This is a genomic window from Stenotrophomonas sp. YJH_SMC_54 (assembly GCF_059368435.1).
This window is the reverse complement of the sequence record NZ_JCAFRS010000002.1, coordinates 119,210-139,899: the sequence shown is the minus strand read 5'-3', so window position 1 is coordinate 139,899 and position 20,690 is coordinate 119,210. Positions and strand designations below refer to the sequence as shown.

Sequence of the window (20,690 nt, the reverse complement as noted above, 5' to 3'; positions counted from 1 at the left end):
GAGGGCCGCCAACAAGACACGGTGCTGCGGCTATGATGGAGGCCGTTCCATGCCGGTACTCCCATGTTCCCGCGACTGCCAACCGTCACCAAGGCCCTGCTGATCGCCAATGCGATCCTGTTCCTGCTGCAGCAGCCGTTCCTGCTCGGCATGCAGACCTTCGAGCCGTTCATGCTGCAACCGCTGCAGCAGGGCTTCGATGCGTTCTCGCCGGGCGGCAACTTCCAGCCGTGGCAGCTGCTGACCTATGGCTTCCTGCATGGCAGCTTCGGCCACCTGTTCTTCAACATGCTGGCGGTCTTCATGTTCGGCGCGCCGCTGGAGCAGACCTGGGGCGAGAAGCGCTTCCTGCTGTATTACCTGGTGTGCGTGGCTGGTGCAGGCGTCTGCCAGCTGCTGGTGGGCACGCTGCTGGAAAACCCGGCGACGGTGCTGGGCGCCTCCGGTGGCGTGTTTGGCCTGCTGCTGGCCTACGGCATGCTGTTTCCCAACCAGCGGGTGATGCTGCTGTTCCCGCCGATCCCGATGAAGGCGCGGACCTTCGTGATCCTGTTCGGCGTGGGCGAACTGGTGCTGGGCATGACCGGCTGGCAGCCGGGCGTGGCCCATTTCGCGCACCTGGGCGGCATGCTGTTCGGCTGGTTGCTGATCCGTTACTGGCGCGGGCAGCCGCCGTTCAACAAGCGCCGCCCGCCCGGCCCACCGAAGCGCCCGAACCATCTGCGCAGCGTCAAATGATCCGAAGGATCATTTGACGCCGTAGGTGCCGACCGTTGGTCGGCACACCTTTTCCCACGCGGGTAGGTGCCAACCTTGGTTGGCACGCTTTGAATGGGATCACTTGACGCCCAGGTGCCGACCGTTGGTCGGCACACCGCTACAGGTCCCGCAGCACCACCTGCGCCGCATTGTGCCCCGGTGCACCGGTAACACCACCGCCGGGATGGGTACCCGACCCACACAGATACAGGCCGGGAAGGGCGCCGCGATAGCCGGCCTGGCCGACCATCGGCCGCGCCGAGAACAACTGGTTGGCGCTCAGTGCGCCGTGGAAGATGTCGCCGCCGACCAGGCCGAAGGTGCGTTCCAGATCGAGCGGGGACAGCACCTGACGACCGAGCACGCTGTCAGCGAAGCCGGGCGCATAGCGTTCAACGGTAGCGATCATCAGGTCGGCTACCGTCTCGCGGTGGTCATCCCAGTGACGCCCATCAGGAAGTACCGGCGCCACATGCTGGCAGAACAGGCTGGCCACATGCTGCCCGGGCGGTGCCAGTGAATCGTCCAGCGTACTGGGTATCAGCATTTCCACGATCGGTTCGCGCGACCAACCGTCGCGGCGCGCATCCAGCCAGGCGCGATCCATGTAGTCCAGGCTGGGTGCCATGATGATGCCGGCGCTGAGGTGATCGCCCGGACCGGGCAGGGCGCGGAACTCCGGCAGCCGCGACAGCGCCACGTTCATCCGGAAGGTGCCGGAACCGCAGCGCCAGTTCGTCATGCGTTCGCGTGTGGCAGCCGGTACCTGCGCCGGCTCCAGCAGCTGTTCGTACAGCAGCTTCGGATTGACGTTGGCGACCACCGCGCGTGCACGCAGGGTTTCGCCGTTGGCCAGTTCCACCCCCACGGTGCGGCCCTGTTCGGTCAGTATCCGTCGCACGCCGGCATCCACGCGCAGTTCGGCCCCGGCCTCGCGCGCGGCGCTGGCGATGGCCTGGCTGATCGCGCCCATGCCACCCATCGCATGGCCCCATGCACCCTTCACGCCATTGCACTGGCCGAACACGTGATGCAGCAACACGTAGGCGCTGCCCGGTGTGTATGGACTGGCATAGTTGCCGACGATGCCATCGAAGCCGAACAGCGCCTTGATCGGCTCGCTCTCGAACCAGCGGTCCAGGTATTCCGCCGCCGACAGAGTGAACAGGTCCAGCAGCTCCTGCCGCAGCGGTGCATCCAGCGCCGCCAGTTCGCGGCCGAGCTTCCCCATCTGCCAAAGTGCGGGCAGGCCGCGCCAGCCGCCGGCGACGCCGATGTCCGGTGGCGCGCGGAGAGCCCACGCGCGCAGTACATCGGCGAAGATCTCCAGGCGTGCTTCGTACGCTGGCAGGCGCTGTGCATCCCGAGCGGAGAATCCAGCGACTTCGGCCTGGGTGCGGCCAGGTGCCGACAACAGGTAGCGGTCGTCGGGCAATGGCAGGAAGTTGTTGGCCGGGCGCGTGACAATGCGCAGCCCATGCGCATGCAGTTGCAGGTCTTCGATCACCTTCGGTTGCAACAGCGACACCGTGTACGACGCCACCGAGTTGCGGAAGCCGGGATGGAACTCCTCGGTGACCGCCGCTCCGCCGAGCACGCCGCGCCGTTCAAGGACCAGCACGTTCTTTCCGGCCTTCGCCAGATAGGCCGCGCAGACCAGACCGTTGTGGCCACCCCCGATGATGATTGCATCCCAGGACATCAGCACCTCTGAAAAAAGGGACGGAGGGGATTAAGTCGCAATTGGCACGGGACCAGCGGCGATGGGAAGAAACGACTTAATCCCCTCCGTCCCCTTCTTTTATTGCCGCTTCGATGGTGGCGATGTCGATCTTCTTCATCGGCATCATCGCGTTGAAGGCGCGCTTGGCCAGTGCCTTGTCCTTGCTGGTCACCGCTTCGATGAGCATGCGCGGGCTGATCTGCCAGGAGATGCCCCAGCGATCCTTGCACCAGCCGCATTGGCTCTCCTGGCCACCGTTGCCGACGATCGCATTCCACAGGCGGTCGGTCTCGGCCTGGTCCTCGGTCTGGATCTGGAAGGAGAACGCTTCGCTGTGCTTGAACGCGCTGCCGCCGTTGAGGCCGACGCAGGGAATGCCGCAGACGGTGAATTCGACGGTCAGCACGTTGCCTTCCTTGCCATCCGGGTAGTCGCCCGGCGCGTGATGCACGGCGGTGACCGCGCTGTCGGGCAGGAGGCTGGCATAGAAGGTGGCGGCCTCGAGCGCGCCGTTGTCGTACCAGACACAGATGGTGTTCTTGTGTGCCATGTCGGGGCTCCGCGATGGACGAAGCCGCAGCGATAGCACGCCGGGTGTTAAGCCGGGATGGGTATCACGGTGAGCGGAGACTGGGGGGGCGGTAACGGGTGGAGCGGGCTGCAAGCGGCTGATTAATAAACAAAACTTGAACAAAGTTCATGTTTGTATCAAAACTTTTCTTTCAATTTCAATTGGTTATTTTTGTTCAGCTGCCATTGCAAATTAAGAATTGATGAAATTAATATTCGGTTCAGCTACATGGGGCTGTCGCTTCCGTGCAGCAATTCTGCAACTGCAGCCTGATCTTCACCGAATCAAGGAAACTCCATGACCAGCAGCAAGCACGTCGCAAGGTTGAAGCGCACCGCCTTGGCGGTCGTCCTGACTTCTTTCATCGGCGCCGCAGCCGCGCAGAGCACGACCGGTTCGTTGTACGGCAGTGCGCCTGCCGGCACGACCATCGTCGTGCAGAGCGATACGGGCCTGAAACGCTCGGCGACCGTCGACAGCAATGGCCGCTACAACCTCGGCTCGTTGCCGGTGGGCAAGTACACCATCATCCAGCAGCGTGACGGCCGGACCGTCGATCAGCGCGAGAATGTTCTGCTGAAGGTCGGCGTTGGCACCGAGGTATCGTTTGCCGGTGGCAGCAGTGCCGCCACCACGCTGGAGGCCGTGAACGTCGTCGCGGCGAATGTGCCGAAGATCGATGTCACCAATACGGTGTCCAAGTCGGTCATTACGTCCGAGCAACTGGATGTGTTGCCACTGGGGCGCAGCGCCGAAGCCATCGCATTGCTCGCGCCAGGTGTTGTCGCAGGCAGTGGCGCGTTCAGCAATGGCTCGCGTTCGGTGCTGTCTTTCGGTGGTTCCAGTGTTACTGAGAATGCCTACTATCTGAATGGCTTCCTGGCCAACAATCCGCTCAGCAACCTGGGTGGTATCAGCCTGCCCTATGGGTCGATCGACCAGCAGGAAACGTTCATGGGCGGCTACGGAGCGGGATACGGGCGCTCCACCGGTGGTGTGATCAACCAGCTCGGCAAGCGCGGCACCAATGAATGGCATTTCGGCGTGCAGGCCACCTGGGCCCCGGACTCGCTGTCGGCTTCTGCGGCCACTGTCATCTATCCCAATCGCCAGCTGCCAGATGGATACAGCTACACCGATGACTCGTTGCCTGGTTCGCTCTATCGCTATCGCAAGGACGATGTCGCCACGCGTACCACCTACAGTGGCTATGCCAGTGGCCCGCTGATCGAGGATCGTCTGTTCATTCACTTGGCTGCGGAAAAGGACCGCACCGAAGGTGTGTCCACGAACAGCTCTGCAGCAACGCAGCAGGTGCGCAACCACTACACCATTGATGCGCCGAAGTTCTATGGAAAGATCGACTGGAACATCAACGATAGCAACACGCTGGAATACACCCGCGTGCAGAACACCGATCGCAACGGTGGCTACTACCGATCGTTCGACTACGAGGACCTGGCCGAAGGTGATCGCACCGGCACGTTCCCGAACACCACGAAGCTCAAGGACGACTTTGACATCTTCAAGTACACCGGCTACCTGAACGATGACCTGACCCTGAGTGCGGTTTGGGGTCGCAGCAAGGAGAGCAATCTGGAGTCGAATCCGCTGGATACGGCCAACCCCTATCTCAGCAGCCCGGGCAATCAGGATCCGTCCATTACCGGTGGCCGCCCCATCCGCAACGACCAGTCGGCGCTCTATACCAAGTCGTCAGATGCGGGCAGCAAGACCCGAGGCCTGCGTGTAGACCTGCAGTACCGTATCGGCAACCACGAGCTGACCGGTGGTATCGATAACATGTACTTCCAGGGGCATAACGAAGGTCAGGCGATGACCGGGCCGGGGTATGCCTGGATCTATGGTCGTGTTGATCCGGCCTCGTCGCCGAATCCGGGCTTTGATATCACCCCGCCGGGCGGCAATGGCTACTTCGTGCAGAAGTACATCTTCTCCACGACCACCAGCATGTCGGTCAAGCAGAAGGCCTACTATCTGGAGGACCGCTGGCAGGTCACGCCGAACTGGTTGGTGACCCTCGGCATCCGCAATGACAAGTTCACCAACTACAACAGTGCGGCCAAGCCTTACGTCGACAGCGGTGACCAGTGGGCGCCGCGCCTGGGCGCGAGCTGGGATGTGTTTGGCGATTCGTCGCTCAAGGTGTTCGCCAACCTGGGCCGCTACTACCTGGCGTTGCCCAACAGCGTTGCCATTCGTGGTGCTTCCGCCTCGACGTTCACCCGCGAGTACTTCACCTATAGCGGAATTGATGCCAACGGCAACCCGACCGGGTTGACCGCTCTGGGCCCGGGCCCGGTGTCAGCCAACAATGAATATGGCCAGACCCCTGATCCGTTGTCGATTGCGCCGACCGACCTGAAGTCGCAGTACCAGGACGAGCTGATCCTTGGCTTCGAGAAGACGCTGGGCGAGCGCTGGAGCTCCGGTGCCAAGTTCACCTATCGTCGCCTGCAGACGGCCATCGACGATACCTGTGACTCCGATCGCATCCACGACAAGCTTGCCGCGATGGGCGTCGACGACAGCAATCTCGATGTCCCGGGCTGTGTGATCTTCAATCCGGGCAAGACCAACACCTTCATGATCCGACACGCGGATGGCTCGGGTTACACGCCGGTGCAGATGAGCTCCGCCGACTGGGGTTACGGCAACAAGAAGGCCAAGCGTGACTACATCGCCGTCGATCTGTTCATCGAGCACCCGCTGAGCGACAAGTGGTACGGACGTCTGGATTACACCTGGTCGCGCAGCTTCGGCAATACCGAAGGCCAGGTGAAGTCGGATATCGGCCAGGATGACGTCTCCAAGACCCAGGACTGGGATGCCGCGGCACTGATGGAATACGCCGGTGGCTATCTGGCGAACGACCGCCGTCACCAGCTGAAGGGCTATGGCGCCTATATGTTCAACGACGAGTGGTCGGCGTCGGCCACCCTGCGGATCATGTCGGGGGCGCCGAAGAGCTGCCTGGGCTACTACGGCACCGATGAGAGTGATCCGCTGGGCTACGACGCGGCCTATCACTATTGCGGTGGCAAGCCGTCGCGTCCGGGTGACGCCGGCCGGCAGCCCTGGACGACCCGCCTGGATCTGGGCGTGATGTATCGCCCTTCGTTTGCCGATCACAAGCTGGCTTTCAGCCTGGATGTTTTCAATGTGCTGAACCAGCGTCGCGCCGTGCAGTCTGACGCGGTCTATGAAGATGGCCCCTACACGGTGTCCAACACCTACGGCATGGGTACCTACTTCAGCGCGCCTCGTTCGGTTCGTGTCAGTGCGTCCTACGACTTCTGATCGCAGCACCTGATCGATCTCTCCAGAAAACGACCTGGACCCCGGCCATGCCGGGGTCCCTTTTTTGGGTCGCCAAGCGAAAAAAGGGCGCCCGAAGGCGCCCTCTGCATTACCAGTTGCAGCAGTTGGCTCAGCGCCAGACCTTGATCTGCTCGGCTTCGCTGCGCTGCATCGGCTGGCCGGCCTTGCAGCTGAAGGTGGCACCGAACGCCGGCAGGTTGGCCAGCGTGCCGTTGCTGCGCCACAGGCCCGGTGCACGGATGTCGGCGGTCAGGCGACGCACGGCCTCGTTCGGCGACAGCTGCTGCGCCCACAGTGCCGACCAGGCGCGGAAGAAGCCCTGTTGCTGTGCCTGCTTGGCCTTCGGCTCCTGCGCGGTGTACGCGGCCCAGGCCAGTTCCAGACCGGCGATGTCGGCCAGGTTCTCTTCCTGGGTGAGCGTGCCGTTGACCTTGGCACCCTTCACGCCCGGGAAATCGTAGGCGCCGTACTGCGCGGCGACGCGGTTGCCGAGCAGGGTCCAGGCGGTCTTGTCGGCCGGCGTCCACCAGCTGCGCAGTTCGCCCTTGGCATCGACCAGTGCGCCCTTGGCATCGATCGCACGGGTCAGCTCGTGGCCGACCAGGCCACCGAAGCTGCCGAACTTGTCGGCAGCGTCGGCCTTGGCGTTGAACACCGGCCCCTGCAGGATCGCAGCGGTGACGATCAGGCGGTTCTGCGCCAGGTCATAGGCCAGCGACGGCTGCTGCGGCAGCACGTCCCAGCGGCGGTCGGCGTTGCCCTTGCCGATGCGCTTCATTTCCTCACGGTGGCGCCAGGTCGACGCGATCAGCATGTTGCCGCCAAACGAACCACGGCCCATCGGCTGCACGCTGTAGTCGAGATCACGCAGCGGGGTACCGATCTCGATCTTCAGCGCGGCCAGCTTGGCCTGCGCTTCGGTCTTGGCTTCGGCACTCATCCAGCTGCTGTTCTTGACCGCTTCGATCTGCACTTCGCGCACCTTGTCGACGATCCATGCGGCCTGGCGACGGTCTTCGGCCGACAGGTAACGGGCGGCGTATTCGCGACCGAGCATCGGGCCGGCGGCCACGTTGATCGCCTCCAGCACGTCTTCCCAGCGCTGCGGCGGCAGGGTTTCGCCACGCAGCACGCGGCCGCGGAATTCGAATTCGGCGTCGCGGTAGGCCTTGGACAGGTAGGGCGCCATCGAGTCGCCCACGCGCCAGCGCAGGTAGGCCTTCCACTGGTCCGGCTTGAGCTTGGTGACCATGCCATCGAGCTGCTTGAACAGGCCCGGGTCGGCCAGCGAGACCAGATCGTCGTCCACGCCCTGGGCCTTCAGGAAGGCATCCAGCTGCAGGTTGCGGTAGCGGCTGTTGAGCTCCTTGGTGGAGATCGGCGCGTAGTTGTTGAACGGATTGTTGATGCCGGCCAGCGACTGCGCGTTGCGCGCCAGTTCGGTTTCCAGTGCGATCACCGATTGCGACTCGGCATCCAGCTTGGCGGCCGGAGTGCCGGTCAGTGCCAGGATCTGCTTGACGTAATTGCGGTAGCGGCCCATCAGCGCAACGGTGTCGGCGTCGGTGCGGGTATAGAACGCCGGGTCCGGCAGGCCCATGCCGCCCTGCATGAAGTAACCGATGTGGCGGTCCAGCGCCTTCAGGTCCACGTCCGGGCCGAAGTTGAAGGCCACCGGGATGCCGACCTGGTGCAGCGCGGCGATCGAGGCCGGCACATCCTTGGCCTTCTTGATGGCGTTGATGCGGGTCAGCAGCGGGGCGATCGGATTGGATCCGTCGGCTTCCACGGCGGCTTCGTCCAGGCCGCTGGCCCAGAAGTCGCCCAGCAGTTTCTGCACGTTGCCCTGCGGCGCCTTCATCGCTGCGTCGAGCAGTTCACGCTGCTGCTGGCGGCTGCGGTCGACCAGCTGGCCCAGCGCGGTGGTGGCACCGGTCTGTGGCACGGGGTTGGCCTTCAGCCAGCCTGCGTTGGTGGCGTCATAGAAGTCGCTGCACTGGGCGCTGACGGCCGGGGCGCGCGCGGCCTTCTTCTTGGCGGCGGCGAACGCATCATGGGTCGGGACCAGGGTCGCCAGGCTGATGCCCAGGGCGATGGCAAGCGGACGGAAATTGGGCATGTGGAACGAATCCGTGATGGATTGAGGGCGCGCGCACTATAGCAAGCCGCGCATCGACGCGGCATGCACGCATCACGCTGCTTTCGCCGACCAGGGGCGGCCGCTAGCGGGGAGCGCCGAGATCATTGGATCCACACCATGCGTGGATGAAAAACACCCCGGAAAAACAAAGGCCCGGGAATTCCCGGGCCTCTGCAGGTCTGCCGCGGCGTCAGCCGTGGCTTACCAGATCACCACCTGCTGGTCGCCGCTGCGGGCCATCGGCGAACCGGCCTTGCACTGGAACGCGGCCGCGAAGGTCGGCAGGTTCGACGGCGCACCCATGGCGCGGAACTGCGCCGGGGCGTGCGGGTCGGTCGCCAGGCGGACCTTGGCGTTCTCCGAGGTGTACTTGGTGCGCCACACGGTGGCCCAGTTGAAGAAGAAGCGCTGGTCGCGGGTGAAGCCGTCCACCTTCGGGTCTTCCTTGCCGGCGCTGGCCTTCTGCAGGGCATCGTAAGCAGTGGCCAGGCCGCCCAGGTCGGCGATGTTCTCACCCAGGGTCAGGTGGCCGTTCACCGCCTGGCCGTCGACCTTGTACTGGTCGAACTGCTTGACCAGCTTGCCGGTCAGGCCTTCGAAGTTCTTCTTGTCAGCGGCGGTCCACCAGTCTTCCATGTTGCCGGTCGGCCCGAAACGTGCGCCCTGGTCGTCGTAACCGTGGGTCATTTCGTGGCCGATCACCGCGCCGATGCCGCCGTAGTTCAGTGCGTCGTCGGCCTTCGGATCGAAGAACGGCGGTTGCAGGATGGCGGCCGGGAACACGATCTCGTTCTGCAGCGGGTTGTAGTAGGCGTTGACCGTCTGCGGGGTCATGCCCCACTCGGTCTTGTCCACCGGCTTGCCGATCTTGGACAGGTTGAACTTGTAGTTGAATTCGTTGGCCGCGCGCACGTTGCCCAGGAAGCTGTCGCGCTGGGTCTGCAGGCCCGACCAGTCACGCCACTTGTCCGGGTAGCCGATCTTCGGGGTGAAGGTTTCCCACTTGGCGATGGCCTTGGCCTTGGTTTCATCGCTCATCCAGCTCAGGCCCTGGATGCGGTCCTTCAGCGAGGCGGCCAGGTTCTTCACCAGTTCTTCCATCTTCGCCTTGGCTTCCGGCGAGAAGGCCACCTTCACGTACAGCTGGCCGAAGGCTTCACCGGCGTCATTCTCGATGGTGCCCAGCACACGCTTCCAGCGCGGCTTCTGCTCCTTCTGGCCGTTGAGGGTCTTGCCGTAGAACTCGTAGTTCTCCTGCACGAAGGCATCGGCCAGGTACGGCGAGGCGCTGTCCACGGTGTGGAAGCGCAGGTAGGCACGCCACACCGACGGATCGGTGTCGCCCAGCGCCTTGCTCACTTCCTCATGGAAGGCCGGCATGGCCAGCGAGAACTTCTCCGGTGCGGCCACGCCCTGCGACTTGAAGAACTCGGTCCAGCTGAAGTTCGGGGTCAGCTTGTCCGCGTCGGCCACGGTGACCGGGTTGTAGTACAGCTCGACGTTGCGCGACAGTTCGACGCGCGACTTGGACGCCTTGGCCAGGCGGGTTTCGAACTTGACCACGTCCTCGGCCTGCTTGGCAGCGTCGGCAGCAGCGACGCCGGACAACTCCAGCACCTGGGCGACGTGCGCCTGGTAGGCCTTCAGCTTGTCGGCGTTCTTGGCATCGGTGTAGTAGGTGCTGTCCGGCAGGCCCAGGCCGCCCTGGCTGGCGTAGGCCATGTTCACGGCCGAGTTCTTGAAGTCGGCTTCGGCGCCGAAGCCGAACAGGACGTTGTCACCCTTGGCGGCGCTGCTGCGCAGGTAGTTGGCGATGGCCGCCTTGTCCTGCAGGCCATCGATCGCGGTCAGGTCGGCCTTCAGCGGCTCGATGCCCTGAGCGTTGATCTTGGCCTCGTCCATGCCGGTGGCCCACAGGTCGCCGACGATCTTCTCGATGTGGTTCGGAGTCTTCACCTGTGCCACCTGCTCGGCCAGCTGGTGCTGCACGGCCACCGAGCGCTCGTCGAGGATGGTGAACGCGCCCCAGCTGGTGCGGTCGCCCGGGATTTCATTGGCGGCCAGCCACTTGCTGTTCACGTAGTCGCCGAAGGCGCCGCAGGCGTCCTTGCTGGTATCGAGGTCGCTGGGCTGGAAGGCGTTGTAGGCCGGCAGCTTGCTCTCGTCCAGCGTGTAGTTTGTGGCTTCGGCCGCAGCCGGCGTGGAGGCGGTGGCGTCCTTGGCCGGGGTTTCGTTCTTGCCGCAGCCAACCAGCGCGGCCGAAACGGCCAGGGTCAGCAGCACGATCTTGGGAGTACGGGTCACTTTGATGGCCTCCAGGCCGAGTGAGTCAGGGAAGGGCCGCAGGGACGGCCGTGGGCCGAACGATACGCCGCCGGCCTGCCCTGCAAGGGTGTCGAAGGTCATGGCCGGGCGCAAGGGGCCGACGGCGACGCGCCACGAAAGGAAAAAAGAAGGGCCCGTGCGGATCGCACGGGCCCTCCGGGTCAACGATGCTGCCGGATGATCAGAAATCGTATCGGGCAGTGAAGCGGAAGTAGCGCGGGGTCGAGTAGTTCAGGTCACGACCGTACTCCGGGTTGTAGTCCGCTGCGCCGCGGTACGGCGAGGCGGCGTAACGCGAGTAAGTGCTGCCAGCCACCTGGCGATTCAGCAGGTTGATCACATCGGCCTGCAGGGTCAGGCCCTTCGCCCAATCCGGCGTGTATGCGACATTCAGCCCCAGGTTGAACTGCCACGGCGCCTTGCCGTGCGAACCGCGCGGCGACGAACCGTAGTCCGCCGACGGCGGCACGTAACCGGCCGTGCCCGGTGTGGTGCCGCTGCCCGGCAGGCCGCAGTACCAATAGTAGGAGCCATCGTAGAGGCCCTTGTCTGGGGTCGGGTACATGCTGGTGCAGTTGTTCGGACGACCTTCGGCAACGGTCAGGCTGCCACCCACGCGCCACTCGGGGGTCAGCTTCATGTAGCCGAACGCCTTGAGCACATGGCCACGGTGGTTCGGCAGCAGCCCATTGGCGCCCTGCATCAGCTGCGGCAGATCCCAGTCCTGGGTGACCGACACATCTTCCTGGCCACCGGTACCGGTATCCAGGTCGGAGTTCAGCTGGCCTTCGGTATTGCCGTAGTTGCGGCTGAAGGTGTACATGACCTTGCCGTACCAGTTGTCCGTACGCTTCTCCAGGAACAGGTCCAGCGCGTAGTACTTGCGCTTGAGCTTGGGCAGGCCAAGGTCAGCTGCCGAATAGTGCACCTTCTCGTAGCTGCCATCGGCCTGTTCTTCCCAGAAGGTGTTGCCCACGCCGGGGTTGAACAGGAAGCATGCGCCGCCCAGCGCGGGGGTGCAGGTGTCGTCGATCGCGCTCTTCAGTTCGCGGTAGGTGAACTTCGCGCCCCAGACGGTATCAGCCGCAAGCTGCTGCTCCATGCCAATGATGTACTCGTCCTGGTAGTGCGACTTCATGTCCACTGCGGCCAAGGTGCGCGGATTCGGCGCACTGCCGCATTCCAGGTTGCTGGCGACAGCGTTGGTGCCCGGGCACAGGTACCCCTTCGAGGCATCGACCGGAATGGAATTGAGCCCCGTCGGTGCACCGGTGGTCGGATCGACGCCGGTGTAGGTGAAGTACTCGTTGGTGTTGAGCGAGCCGGAGGCTGCACGCACTGCCACGTTGTTCGGCATGGCCAGGTGGTAGCGACCGGCATTGGCGAACAACTTCAGCGACGAGTCGCCATGAACGTCCCAGGCCACGCCCAGACGCGGTGCCAGCTGCGTCTTCTGGCTCGCATACTTCTCGCCCGTGCCGGTGTAGTTGGTGAACTGTTCGTTGCGCAGACCCAGCGATAGCAAAACGTTGTCCGAAACCTGCCAGCGGTCTTCGATGTACTGCGAGGCCTGCTCGGTCTTCGGCTGTGCCAGCTTGGTGCTGTACAGGCGATAGACGTAGTAGCCCTGTGCGCCCAGGCCGCCACCGGAAGCTGCCGAGCTCACGCCGTGCGATGCATCGATCGGGGTGTTCGGGTTGGTGGAGCGACGATAGATCCAGCCGTAGCCGCCGGGATACTCGGTGCCGGTCAGCGACTCTGCATCCTGGCGGTCGAAGCCGAAGCGGAGTTCATGGTTGCCCAGACGCCAGGTCAGGTCGATACGCCCGCCCTTGGTCTCGTCGAAGGCGCCGTCGGCGTTGACCAGCGAGGTCGTGCTCTGGCAGCCGCTGTAGTTCAGGCCCGGCACGCGTGCAGTGGTTCCGGCACTGATGTACGGGCAGCTTGCGTCGTAGTTGTACAGGCCCTGCGAGTGTTCGATCTTCTGGCGACCGTACAGCGCCGACAGGGTCAGGTTGTCGGTCAGGTAGCCGGTGTACTTGCCGATGTAGAGTTTGGAGTCTTCCTTGGTGCTGATGCCGCCGGTCTGCACGTCGCCATGTGTGAACTTGTTGTAGTCGAACGAGTAGTACTCGGCGTCGTACTTGGTAACGTCAGACACACCTGTCAGCTCGATGACGTGGTTGTCGGTGATGTTCCAGTCGATCTTCGCCGTCCAGCGCGGATATTCATAGGTGTACTCGTTCCAACCGCGGGTCAGGTTGGCCGGGCTGGTGTTGGTCGCGTAGCGGGCGCTGGTGCCGTCAGTCTTGGTGAACTCGCCGTTGACGAAGAAGAACAGCTTGTCCTGGACGATCGGGCCGCCGACATAGGCACCGGTGGTGTTCTGCCAGGAGTTGTTCTTGTTGCGGTACTGATACAGCTTGCCATCGGTCTGGTAAGCCGCGCCGCGCGGATCATTGGCGGTGAAGTGGCCGGTGTTGGCGTAATACATGTTGCGCGGAGATGCGCGCAGCGATTCCGGGCTCCAGATCTCGTACGCACCGGCCTTCCATTCGTTGGTGCCGCGACGGGTCACGATGTTGACCACGCCACCGGTGGAGCGCCCAAAGTCCGCGCCATAGCCGCCGGTGAGGACCTGTTCCTGGGCGATGGCCTCAAAGGGCAGTGTGGTCGAGCCGATGCTGGTCAGCGGGTTGGTTACCGCAAAGCCGTTGATGTAATAGGCATTCTCCGACGCAGCAGAACCGCCGAAGCTGGGTACGCCGCTGTAGCTGTTGCTGGCGATCGCACCGGGTGCCAGCAGGGCAACAGCAGTGATGTCGCGCGGCAGCGGAAGGCTGCGCAGGTCTTCGTAGCTGAAGACGGTCCGGGTATCGACCTGCGAAACGTCGATCGATGCCATCGACGCGGCGCGCACCACGATGCCGTCCAGATCAGTCGCCTTGCCGCCGGCGAAGGAAACCTCGGTGCCGGAGGCGATGTTGACCGCCACGTCATTCTGTGTCGTGACCGTGGCGCCGTCACGGCGCAGTTCCACCGAGTAGCGGCCGTTGGGCAGGTCGGACACGCGGTAACGACCATTGGCATCAACCGGCAGGGTGCGCGTGGCGCCGGTCCCCAGGTTGCGGACAACCACGCTCGAACCCGTGCCGGCCGGCGCCTGGCCGTAGATGTAACCGGTCACGGACTGAGCGTGAGCGATCGAGAAAAGGCAACCAGACAGGGCGGTAGCCAGCGCCGCGCGGCGCCAGAACTTCGTTTGCATCAGGACTCTCTCCGGGGTGTAGTGGGTGCGCCTCGTGGCCAAACAGGAACGCGGTCACAAACGGCGTGCCTCATTTATAAATGCCTCGTGAACAAAAATGCAATGAATCCTGAATGAAATTTTTCAGGTGAAAAGACTTGGAAAAGCCCTGGGTTGGTAAAATTCGCCATACTGGAGCTAAGTTCTGGGAAAATGCATCTAAAATAATTGTCTTGTAATGGGCGACGCGATCGCCGCATGAGGTGGAATTGTCATATTTTTCTGACATTCATGAATCCAGCCGCGAACGATCGGGGATGGTCACCGACGCGCAGCATCCGGAGAGATGCGGTGGAAGACCCACGCAGGCAAAAAAAAGCCCCGCCGGAGCGGGGCTTCTGCTTCCATGTGCGCTTGGCTGCGCTTACTTCCTGCCGAAGTCGTACTGGGCCTGGACGTAGATCGCCCGTCCGTAGGCGTTGTACAGGGAGTTGTTGTACGGCACGTCGATGTTGCCCGCGTAGGAGTGCTGCTGGTTGTCCGGCACCTTGTTGAACAGGTTGTTGACCATCAGCGAGAACGTCAGGTTGTCCATCGCGCGGTAGTTCACGCTCAGGTTGTACGTCGTGTAAGAGCCCCACTTGCCAGCCTTGTAGCCGGACGTCGGATCGACATAGTCATAGCCACGGCCCAGGTAGGACAGGTAGTTCGGCGTGCGGCCGATGTAATTGAAGTACAGCGTGGTGGTGAACTTGTCGATCGCCCAGCCGATCGAGCCGTCAGCCCGGACCTTGGCGTAGGAGTCGTACACCCACATTGCGTACGGGTTGCTCAGCAGATCCAGGAACGGGTCGTTGAGCTGCGGCTGCAGTTCACGCTTGAGCATGTTGGTGTAGTTGCTGGAGAACTGCAGCGAACCGAAGCGACCGATGTCCTGTACGTACTTGAAGCTGGCAGTGACCGCCTCGAGGTTCTGCCGTGCCACGTTCAGCTTCGGCGTGTAGATCTCCTCCAGCGCGCCGGTGGCATCACGGGTGACCCAGTTGGCCACTTCCTCGCAGGTGGCGCCAGCGGTGTTGGTCAGGCCGTTGCGGCAGTAGTACTCGGCGAGCAGCAACTGGTCGGAGCTGAGGGTGTTGACCTCGTTCTTGATCTTCCAGTTGTAGTAGTCCAGGGACACCGACAGGTTGTTGATCGGCGCCCACACCAGGCCCGCGTTCCACACATCGGCGGTAATCGGCTTCAGCTCCGGATTGCCCGACTGGGTGCCGAACACCGACACGCTGCCGTAGCGGCAGTCGACCGTGTTGGACGGATCGAACCCGAGCTGGCCACAGCGGTAGTAATCCTTGGACCCATTGGCGTAGTAGCCGCTCTTGCCCTGGAAGGCATCGGGCAGGGACGGGGCGCGGAACGCGGTGCCGTACTTGCCGCGGACCAGCAGGCTTTCGAAGGGGCGGAACTCGAGGCCGATGCTGTAGGTGGGCTTGTCTACGGTATGGCCGGCGATCTTGAAGTTGTCGTAGCGGCCGGAAGCGGTGACCGTCAGCATGTCATGCAACGGCAGACGCAGTTCGCTGGTGACAGCGTAGTTGCTGCGATGGCCGTTGCCCGCCACCGAGGTGGTACCGAACACTGTGCCGTCGGTCAGGCGCACGTCCGGCGTGTAGTTCCACCCTTCGCTGCCGCCTTCAACCACGGCGGCAAAGCCGGCGTCGCCACCGGGCAGCTTGAACAGCGAGCTGTTGGTGATCTGCGCGCGGGTCTGGGTCTGCCAGGTGCGGCTGCGGCTGGTGGTGAAGCCGGTGAAGCTCTGGAAGGCCCCTTGCGGCAGCTGGGAATAGAAAGCACCCCAGTTCGGGTTGTAGATGTTGTAGCCGTCGTCGGTCTGGCCCAGCACCGGTCCCAGCACGTTGTCGGCGAACCAGTTGTTGATCGGGTCGTTCCAGCGTGCATAGCCACGCTCGTTGAGCTTGTACTCGCCGCGGGTGACGCTGGCCTCGTAGTCCCAGTTGCTGCCGATCGCGCCGCGTGCACCGAGCGTGACCTGATAGGACTTGCTGCGGTCGGTATTCATGATGTCGCGGTAGCCAATGCCGCCGATGTCTTCGGGTGCGAACACGCGTTGCAGCCCCAGATAGCGACCACTGGACTGATCGAAGAACGGACCCATGCTGATGTCCGTGCCCCAGTAGTTGTAGCCGGCACCGGTGTTGTACTTGACGGTTTCGTAGCTGTAGAGGACATCGCCGAACAGCTGCAGGTTGTCATTCACATCGTAGGTCAGCGACGAATAGAACTGGCTGCTTTCCTTGCTGTTCTTGATCGTCTTGTAACCCGCGCCGAACGCGGAGCCGCAGGATTGTCCAGCGCGGCGCGTACCGAGGATGGTGGTGCCGCCGAACTGGCCGGAAACGCCGGCGCAGTTGTTCGGATCCATCATCAGGAAATCATTGGTATCCGCGTCGAAGACCAGGAAGTCGTTCGAGGGCAGCTGGCGCGTGTAGCCATGCGGATTGTTCTGCTTGGTGATGTCGCGCTGGTAACCCCAGATCGGGTTGGTCTTTTCATACTGCACATTGACCAGGGCGCGGAAGCGATCGTCCTTGCTGTTGAAGCCATTGGCGCCGCTCACGCGGAAGCTGGCGCCACCGCCATCGGAATAGGCGCCGCCGCGCACGTTCAGCGTGCCGCCGTCCATGCGTTCCTTGAGGATGATGTTGACCACGCCGGCGATCGCGTCCGAACCGTACAGGGATGACTGGCCACCGGGCAGCACCTCGATGCGGTCGACGATGTCGATGGGGATGCCGCTGATGTTGTTGAACGCGTCGCTGCCGTTGTACAGCGCCGGATACGAGAGCATCGGGCGGCCATTGATCAGGTACTTGGTGTAGCCCGGGTTCAAGCCGAACATGCCAGCCGCTTCAGCACCCTGGGTGAAGGATGCCGAGGTCTGGCCGCCTTGCAGGCCGCCGGTGGTCAACGAGGACTGCTGCAACACTTCGGCAACGCTGGAGAAACCGCGCGCCTGAATCGCCTCGGCGCTGATGGTCAGCACCGGCGTCTGGTTTTCGATCTGCGTCTGCGGGATCAGCGAGCCGGTGACCGTGACCCGGTCGAGGTTGGTCGCGGCCTTGCTGCTGTCCTGGGCGAGTACGGTGGCGCTGCTGCCGGCCAGCAACAAGCCGCAGGCGACGGCGTGGGTGAGCGGGTGGTGCGAGAATGCGAAGCGACGACGAGACATGCGATTACTCCGTGTGATCGTGATGACGCGTGTATCCCTTTCCTGGGATTTCGATTCTGTTCAGCTGCTTTGCCTATGCGGTTTAGCGGCGTGGCCTCAACGTAACACACGCTTAACGTGCCTTGCGCAGTTCTGTAACGGTCGGTGACGGACGGTTGCGCGCTTGGTGAAAAGCCCCTTCTCCACAGGCATTTCTGCCCTTTTCCGGATTATCGGAAAGCAGGGAAAATGAATATTTGATAAATTCAACTGACATTAACAATCGATACGTCGCGGGCTTTCCCCATGCCGCATAGAAGGAAAAAAAAGGCCCCGCCGAAGCGGGGCCTGGTCCAGACACGAAGTCCGGGAAACGACGGGATCAGAAGTTGTACTTGACCTGGGCCGAGATCTGGCGGCCGTAGACGCTGTAGAAGCCGTCATTGAACGGGGTCGATTCGTTGCCCGGGTAGTTGTAGCGCTGGCCTTCCGGCAGCTTGTTGAACACGTTGTTGACCATCAGCGACAGGACCAGATCGTCCTGTGCCTGGTAGTTCATGCTCAGGTTGTACGTGGTGTACGAACCCCACTTGCCGGCCTTGGCACCGGAAGAGTGGACATAGCCGTAGCTGCGGCCGGTGTAGGCCAGGTAGTTCGGGGTGCTGCCGACGTAGTTGGCGTACACGGTGGTGGTGAACTTGGCGATGTTCCAGGCCACCGACAGATCGCCACGGACCTTGGCGAAGTTGTCGTAGTACCACATGTTGTACGGATCGCTCAGCAGGTCGAGCTTGGCGGCGCCCGGCATCGGCTGCACTTCACGCTTCAGCATGTTCGTGTAGTTGCCGGAGAACATCAGCGAGCCGAAGCGACCGATATCCTGCTGGTACTTGGCCGCCACCGTCACCGCTTCCAGGTTCTGGCTGGCGACGTTGAGCTTCGGCGTGTACACGCGGGTCAGGTTGCCGCCGGCATCGCGCGACACCCAGTCGGTGACGTTCTGGCAGCTGGCCGAGGTGTTGTTCGGCAGGCCGTTGTGGCACTGGTACTCGGCCAGCAGCAGCTGGTCGGTGCTGAGGGTCTTGACCTCGTTCTTGATCTTCCAGTTGTAGTAGTCGGCCGACAGCGAGAAGTTGCTCACCGGGGCCCACACCACGCCTGCGCTCCACACGTCGGCGGTGATCGGCTTCAGGTCCGGGTTGCCGGACTTTTCGCTGTACACCGAGGTGTTCTTGTAGAACGCGCACTTCTCGTCGCGCAGGCCGTAGCCCAGCTGGCTGCAACGGTAGTAGTCGTTCTGGCCGGACGAGTACGAGCCGCTCATGCCCTGGAAGGCATCGGACAGGGTCGGTGCACGGAAGGCGGTGCCGTACTTGCCGCGCAGCAGCAGGCTCTCGATCGGGCGGAATTCCAGACCGATGCTGTAGGTGGCCTTGTCGACGGTCTTGTCTGCGATCTTGAACGCGTCATAGCGGCCAGAGGCGCTGACGGTCAGCTTCTCCAGCAGCGGCATGCGCAGTTCGCTGGTGACCGCGTAGTTGCTGCGGTGGCCGGCGCCCGCGACGGCGGTGGTGCCCCACACGTTGCCGTCGACGAAGGCCTGGTCCGGCGAGTAGTCCCAACCTTCGCTGCCACCTTCCAGCACGACGGCCAGGCCGGCGTCACCGCCCGGCAGGCTGAACAGCGAGCCGTTGGTCACCTGCACGCGACCCAGGTTCTGCCAGGTCTTGCTGCGGTGGGTGCCGTAGCCGGTGAAGCTGGCGAACTGGTCCGGGGTGATCGGCGAGTAGAAGGCAGCGTAGTTCGGGTTGTAGATGCCGAACGTGGCGGTCGGGTCCTTCGGGTCGGTGTAGGTGCCCAGGCGCGGGCCCAGCACGGTCTGGCCGAAGAAGTCCTCGATCTTGTCCTTCCAGCGCACGAAGCGGTTCTGGTCCAGGCGGTACTCGCCACGGGTGAAGCTGGCGCTGTAATCCCAGTCGCCGACCATGCCCTTGCCGCCCAGGGTGACCTGGTAGGCGCGGCTCTCATCGGAGTTCAGGATGTTGTTGTAGTCGCCCGCGCCGATCTCCTCCGGCGCGAAGGCGCGCTGCAGGTTCACGACCTTGCCTGCGCCCTGGTCGTAGAAGCCACCCATGACCGACTTCGTGCCCCACCACAGGGCGCTGGAGCCGGAGGTGAACTCGGTCTTTTCCTTGCTGTACAGCACGTCGGCGAACAGCTGGAAGTTGTCGTTCACGTCGAAGGTCATCGACGAGTAGAACTGGCCGCTGTTCTTGCCGTTCTTCAGGGTCTTGTAGCCGGCGCTGTACACCGAACCGCAGGACTCGCCCGACGCGCGCTTGCCGACGACGGTGGTGCCGTCGTACAGGCCCGCCACGTTGGCGCAGCGGCTCGGGTCCATCATCAGCAGCTTGTTGTCTGCATTGGTGATGACGGCGAAGTCGTTCGACGGCACCTGCGCGGTGTAGCCGACCGGGTTGTTCTGCTTGGTGATGTCACGCTGGTAGCCCCAGATCGGGCTGCCGTTCTCGATCTGCACGTTGACCAGCGCGTGGAAGCGGTCGTCGAACGCGTTGAAGCCCTTGGCTGCGCTGAAGCGGATATTGCTGCCGCCGCCTTCGGTGTAGGTGCCGCCACGGACGGTCATCGTACCGCCGTCCATGCGCTCCTTCAGGATGATGTTGACCACACCGGCGATCGCGTCCGAGCCGTACAGCGAGGACTGGCCACCGGGCAGCACTTCGATGCGCTCGACGATGTCGATCGGAATGCCGCTGATGTTGTTGAAGGTGTCGCTACCGTTGTACAGCGCCGGATACGAGAGCATCGGGCGGCCGTTGATCAGGTACTTGGTGTAACCCGGGTTCAGGCCGAACATGCCGGCTGCTTCGGCGCCCTGGGTGAACGAACCCGAGGTCTGGCCACCCTGCAGGCCGCCGGTGGTCAGCGAGGACTGCTGCAGCACTTCAGCAACGCTGCTGAAGCCGCGGGTCTGGATGTCTTCGGCGGTGATGGACATCACCGGGGTCTGGGTTTCAACCTGGGTCTGCGGGATCAGCGAACCGGTGACGGTGATCTTGTCCAGGTTGGTCGCCTTGTCCTGGGCCATTGCCGGGGCGGCGGCCATCAGGGCGGAAATCAGGGCGACGGCGAGCGTGTTGCGACGTGCGGTGTTGCTTGCGTATTTCATGTAGTTCCAATAGAGAGCAAAAACAAAAATCGGCACTGCGCATGCGCCATCGTGCGCGCTGGAAACCAGCTCCGCAGCCCAAAACAGTGCTTCAGGAACGTAACATGAACTTAACAATCTGTGCACGAATCTGTAGCAATCCTGAATTTCAGTCAGGCTACGTCCAG

9 protein-coding genes are annotated in these 20,690 nt (G+C 63.0%); 2 read left to right on the top strand and 7 right to left on the bottom strand.

Annotated elements, in window-relative coordinates:
• The first annotated feature begins 63 nt into the window (after window positions 1–63).
• On the top strand, window positions 64–738 hold the full coding sequence (locus AC5P5S_RS02975) for a rhomboid family intramembrane serine protease (protein WP_005410509.1): 675 nt from the start codon (window positions 64–66) through the stop codon (window positions 736–738).
• A 139-nt stretch (window positions 739–877) separates the two neighbouring features.
• Here AC5P5S_RS02975 and AC5P5S_RS02970 read toward each other — a convergent pair whose 3' ends face one another.
• Together AC5P5S_RS02970 and AC5P5S_RS02965 are read right to left on the bottom strand one after the other, a co-directional pair.
• On the bottom strand, window positions 878–2,461 hold the full coding sequence (locus AC5P5S_RS02970) for a phytoene desaturase family protein (protein WP_062606189.1): 1,584 nt from the start codon (window positions 2,459–2,461) through the stop codon (window positions 878–880).
• A 76-nt stretch (window positions 2,462–2,537) separates the two neighbouring features.
• Window positions 2,538–3,032: a VOC family protein gene (locus AC5P5S_RS02965; RefSeq protein WP_049459374.1), complete on the bottom strand. Its 495-nt coding sequence runs from the start codon at window positions 3,030–3,032 to the stop codon at window positions 2,538–2,540.
• Between the two features lie 318 nt (window positions 3,033–3,350).
• Here AC5P5S_RS02965 and AC5P5S_RS02960 point away from each other — a divergent pair, with 318 nt between their 5' ends.
• Window positions 3,351–6,374, top strand: coding sequence for a TonB-dependent receptor (locus AC5P5S_RS02960; protein WP_049459373.1), 3,024 nt, complete (start codon window positions 3,351–3,353; stop codon window positions 6,372–6,374).
• Between the two features lie 130 nt (window positions 6,375–6,504).
• On the opposite strand, the gene AC5P5S_RS02955 is transcribed toward AC5P5S_RS02960, so the two are convergent.
• From AC5P5S_RS02955 to AC5P5S_RS02935, 5 genes are all read right to left on the bottom strand, one after another.
• A complete protein-coding gene (locus AC5P5S_RS02955) occupies window positions 6,505–8,514 on the bottom strand; it encodes a M13 family metallopeptidase (RefSeq protein WP_005414105.1) in 2,010 nt (669 codons plus the stop codon).
• Between the two features lie 222 nt (window positions 8,515–8,736).
• Window positions 8,737–10,839, bottom strand: a complete 2,103-nt coding sequence (locus AC5P5S_RS02950; protein WP_062606190.1) for a M13 family metallopeptidase — start codon at window positions 10,837–10,839, stop codon at window positions 8,737–8,739.
• Window positions 10,840–11,041: 202 nt separating this feature from the next.
• A complete protein-coding gene (locus AC5P5S_RS02945) occupies window positions 11,042–14,128 on the bottom strand; it encodes a TonB-dependent receptor (RefSeq protein WP_024956339.1) in 3,087 nt (1,028 codons plus the stop codon).
• A 403-nt stretch (window positions 14,129–14,531) separates the two neighbouring features.
• On the bottom strand, window positions 14,532–17,354 hold the full coding sequence (locus tag AC5P5S_RS02940; protein ID WP_062606161.1) for a TonB-dependent receptor domain-containing protein: 2,823 nt from the start codon (window positions 17,352–17,354) through the stop codon (window positions 14,532–14,534).
• Between the two features lie 361 nt (window positions 17,355–17,715).
• Window positions 17,716–20,523 carry a TonB-dependent receptor plug domain-containing protein gene (locus AC5P5S_RS02935; protein ID WP_049451980.1) on the bottom strand — a complete coding sequence of 936 codons (2,808 nt, stop codon included), beginning with the start codon at window positions 20,521–20,523 and terminating at the stop codon, window positions 17,716–17,718.
• Window positions 20,524–20,690: the final 167 nt, after the last annotated feature.